This is a genomic window from Roseivirga seohaensis, assembly GCF_001592945.1.
In the GTDB taxonomy this organism is placed as follows: domain Bacteria; phylum Bacteroidota; class Bacteroidia; order Cytophagales; family Cyclobacteriaceae; genus Roseivirga; species Roseivirga seohaensis.
The window spans coordinates 1-1172 of sequence record NZ_LRPB01000024.1; the positions used below are offsets into that span (position 1 = coordinate 1).

General features: G+C 40.3%; 1 pseudogene. It reads left to right on the forward strand.

The annotated features are described in order from the left end of the window. Positions 1-1172, forward strand: a pseudogene (locus tag AWW67_RS10000) (hypothetical protein); the annotation flags it as partial.

Genomic DNA, 1172 nt, shown 5'->3' on the forward strand with positions numbered 1-1172 from the left:
GATGCTTCAGGTAATTTGTATATAGCAGAAGAGGGCGGGTCATCTATAAAAAAGATGGACGTTAATGGAGTTATTAGTGAGTTTGTTGGAAGTCCAGGTGTTGCCGGGTTTGTGGATGGTACCGGTGCAGTTGCCCGTTTCAATCAGATAAGAGGCATTGCCCTTGATAATAATGGTAATTTGATTGTAGCCGATAAAGATAACCACAGCATAAGAAAAGTTACCCCAGCAGGTGTTGTGACTACGATTTCGGGAAGTGTTGCGGGCTTTGCGGACGGGGATGTTTCAGTTGCTTTGTTTAATAAACCGACAGAGGTAAATGTTGACTCAAATGGCAATATTTATATATCGGATGCTTTTAACTATAGAATTAGAAAGATAGATACCGGAGGTAATGTGACTACGGTAATAGGTACAGGAGTTTCTGGGTATGTTGACGGAGACATATCAACTGCTACAATCGATATCGTAAACGGAATAGAGTTTGATTCATCTGGCGACATATTGATTACGACCTCTTATGCCTTGAGAAAGTTTAGCCTATCAACTGGGCAACTGACTACTTTAGTAGGAGGGGCAGGAGCAACCACGTTTCAGGATGGTAATAGCAGTACTGCTGGGTTTAATGCAATGCAGGGATTGTTTGTTGAATCGGATAATTTGCTATTCTTAGTAGATAGGCATGGTTTGAGAATAATAGATTCAAATAACTCGGTGACCACAATAGCAGGTAATGTTACTCAAGGAGTAGCAAACGGTAACCCATTAGATTCAAGGTTTCACTATCCTAGAGGGATAGTGAAGACCCCAGAGAACAACTTTTTAATTGCAGATAAGGCCAACCATGTTATTCGAAAGGTTAACATGAATTATCCTCCAGTATTTACATCAATAGCGGCAGTTAACTATGCCGAGAATGGAATAGGTACAGCATACACAGTCTTAGCGACTGACCCGAGCGCAATTGCTTACAGTTTGGGGAATAGTAGAGATGAGGCCTTGTTTAATATTGATGGAGTGTCAGGTGAAGTCACTTTTAAATCTTCACCAGATTTTGAATCTCCAAAAGATAATGATACCAACAATACCTACCTTATTGAGGTAATAGCAAATGATGGTACTCATACAGTGAGTAAAGAGGTGACTATTACCGTGACTGATATTGATGAGAT